The sequence below is a fragment of the Paenibacillus sp. P4_A7 genome (assembly GCF_056402455.1).
On sequence record NZ_JBFUHJ010000552.1, the window covers coordinates 1 to 3,317 of the forward strand.

Below are 3,317 nucleotides of genomic sequence, written 5' to 3' on the forward strand. Positions count from 1 at the left end.
ATGTAATAGATATTAATAATAGCTGAAAAATCAMCAGATAGCTAGTTTGCAGCAGTGAGACGAAAAATAGGAAGCTTAATTAAATAAAGAATAGAGAAATCGATGGATTTTCACGTTATCGGTTTATTTATTGTTGCTTTGTTATTAAATGTTCCATTCATGCAATTCACTTGCTTGTCATATAGTTTAACTCAGAGGTACAGGCATAGTAAGTGAAGAGTAAGAGTGGAAGGCGGTGGCGATAGATGGAGCATGCAGGTCGCATCAATCAAGATGAAACGACGAGTATGGACGTAACGATAGATTTTTCTGTGCAGGGAATGAGCTGTTCCGCTTGTGCGGCGCGTATTGAAAAGGCAGTTGGCAAAATGGAAGGCGTACAATCAGCGGCAGTCAGCTTTCCGCTGCGTACAGCCTGGGTTCAGTTTTCGACTAATTATGTAGGGCTGCAGCAAATAGCAGAGCGTATCAAACAGCTAGGCTTCGAAGCACTAATGAATGAGCCGCCGCGCAATGGACTTCGTAAGGAGCGTAATACGCTTGGTCTAAGACTCATTGCAGCGGTGATTTTTACAATACCGCTATTGGCGTCAATGGCGCAGCATCTGCCTATGCTGGAGCCATTACTCGGTATTTTGCCGAAATGGCTGTTACTGCCCTGGCTTCAGCTAATTTTTGCAACTATTATTCAGTTTGTCATTGGCATGCCTTTTTACTTTGGCGCTTATCATGCGTTGAGGCAGCGGAGTGCCAATATGGATGTGCTCGTCGTGATAGGGACGACAGCGGCCTATTTATACAGTCATTTTGTTGTATTTCAGCAAGGTTTGTTTAGTCCGGCGAATACTGCTGCTCACGCTCCTCCGTTATATTTTGAAACTTCTGCTGTTGTGATTACTGCGGTTCTACTCGGAAAATATATTGAAACCGGAGCTTCCTTGCGAGCACAGCAAGGCTCGGACGGTTACGGTAAGCTGTTAAGTCAAACAGCTATGGTAGAACGAGCAGGCGAATTGCTGCAAATTCGTACTGAATTTGTGCGCGCCGGCGATATTGTAGTTGTAGAGGCAGGAGAGATCGTGCCTGTTGACGGCTTTGTAAGTGAAGGTATTTCAACGGCTGATGAATCACTGCTGACGGGGGAAAGCTTATCGGTTATGAAGCGGGTGGGCGATCGTATATATGCGGGGACGCGCAATGAGAGTGCCTGTATTCGTATTCGTACAGAGGCGGCTGGCCATGATACGATGCTTAACCGAATTCAAGAGCTTGTCCGGCAAGCGCAGCGGTCAAAGTCTGCGATACAACGAAATGTGGATGTCGCTGCGAGCTGGTTCGTGCCGATGATGCTACTTTTTGCAATCATCACATTTATTTTATGGGGAGCAATCTTAGATCCAGGTAATTGGAGCAAGGCCTTCGTATGTACGATAGCTGTTTTGTTGGCTGCCTGTCCCTGCGCGCTTGGCTTAGCTGCTCCAATTTCACTTGTTATAGCGGCGGGAAGGCTCGCAAAGCAAGGCATTGTAACGAAGGAAGCGGGAGCATTAGAGCGACTTGCTCGTATTCAAACGGTTATTTTTGATAAAACGGGTACATTGACGGAGGGCAAGCCGCGCGTAAGCTCGATACTTGCAGTGAAAGGCACCCGTTCAATGATATTGCGATTTGCCGCTGCAGCTGAGTCGGAATCGGCTCATCCACTAGCAGCTGCGATTAAACTAGAAGCTTTGCATATGGGGCTTGTAATCCCAAAAGCAGAACAGCAATCATATACACCAGGAGGTGGTGTGAAGGCGATTGTGGAGACGCAGAAATTTGCTGTTGGTAATGAACGATTTGCGGCAGAGCTAGGCTGGGAAGTCAGCAAAGAGGCCAAGGCGTTTGCAGTGAGTCGTGAATCGGTAGGTGAAACGGTGTTATTTGCTTCCCTTGAAGGCGTCTGTGTGGGTGTTATTGCTTTAACCGACATGATCAAGCCACACGCTCGTGACGTGGTGAAGGAATTAAAGGAGTTAGGTGTAACGGCTGTACTCGCAACGGGAGATCATGAAGCTCCGGCACGAGCAGTAGCGAAGGCGGCAGGTATTACGGTGATTCATTCTTCTATGTTGCCAGAGAATAAGCTGGCGCTTGTTGAGTCTTTAAAAAGGCAGGGGAAACGAGTTGCAATGGCTGGAGACGGCTGGAATGACGCACCGGCTTTAGCAGCATCGGATGTAGGCATGGCTATGGGGAATGGAACGGATGCCGCGCTGAGTGCGGGGCATATGACACTTTTATTTTCACGTTTAAAATCAATTCCCGAGGCAGTCCGTATCAGTCGGTTAACGATACGCAATGTGAAGCAGAATCTGACTTTTGCTTTCCTATATAATGTCATCATTATTCCGTTTGCTGCATTCGGTATTCTACAGCCATGGATGGCGGGTACGGCGATGGCGCTTAGCTCGATTTCAGTCGTAGGCAATGCGCTCCGGTTATCAGGTCAATTGCGGCGTATAGAAGGCTCACACTCATGATTGTTACATGGAACCAAATTGGATTGATTATATTAACTGGTTTGTTTAGCGCTCCTCATTGCATAGCTATGTGCGGCGGTATAGTATCCGCGGTATCGCTGCAATCTACCGCAACAGTGCGGAAATCCATGCTATTGTACAACGCTGGGCGTATTCTCTCATACTCCTTGCTAGGTGCGGTTATGGGAGCAGTTGGCTCCTTTGTAGATGTAGCAGGCRAACTTGCTGGGGTGCAAGGGCTCGCTTCAATCATCGGAGGTTGCTTTGTGCTGTTATGGCTATGGAAAAGGTTTCAGCTTCCGCTTATGCACAAGCTATCAACTGTATTGCACAAAAGACTGGTAGGTGGCGCTCAGCGTTCTTCAAGTCAAGAGGCCATTCATTTACTGGCAACAGGTATAGCTTTTGGATTCTTGCCTTGCGGTCTAACCTATGCGATGCAAATGACCGCGGCTTCAACGGGATCAGTTGTTGCAGGGGCAGCTGTTATGGCATTGTTTGGTCTGTCTACATTTCCTGCCTTAGCGGTAGCTGCATCTATTGCCTCGTTTGCCAATAAGAAATGGCGGCGGTTTATGCGAAGAGCAGGAGTAATAACAGCAATTGCAGTGGGCGTATTAGCGATACTTCGAGGGTTGGCCGTTAACGGAGTTATACCGTCGATATCACCTTGGCTTTGGTAGAGGATGGCTTGGAGGCAATATTGAATTTGTTGATAGAATTACTTACTCATCAGGCGGCTTGGTGGGAATATAAAGTAGTTTCAGATTGTGAAACTAGTGAGCGGTATTGTGG

General features: G+C 47.3%; 2 protein-coding genes. Both read left to right on the forward strand.

Annotated elements, in window-relative coordinates:
- Positions 1 to 245: 245 nt before the first annotated feature.
- The gene (locus AC1DWN_RS30800; protein WP_477562670.1) at positions 246 to 2,522 is read left to right on the forward strand and encodes a heavy metal translocating P-type ATPase; all 2,277 of its coding nucleotides are present in this window, start codon (positions 246 to 248) and stop codon (positions 2,520 to 2,522) included.
- The gene (locus AC1DWN_RS30805; protein WP_477562671.1) at positions 2,519 to 3,205 is read left to right on the forward strand and encodes a sulfite exporter TauE/SafE family protein; all 687 of its coding nucleotides are present in this window, start codon (positions 2,519 to 2,521) and stop codon (positions 3,203 to 3,205) included. The genes AC1DWN_RS30800 and AC1DWN_RS30805 overlap by 4 nt, the downstream gene beginning before the upstream one ends.
- The last annotated feature ends 112 nt before the right edge of the window (positions 3,206 to 3,317 follow it).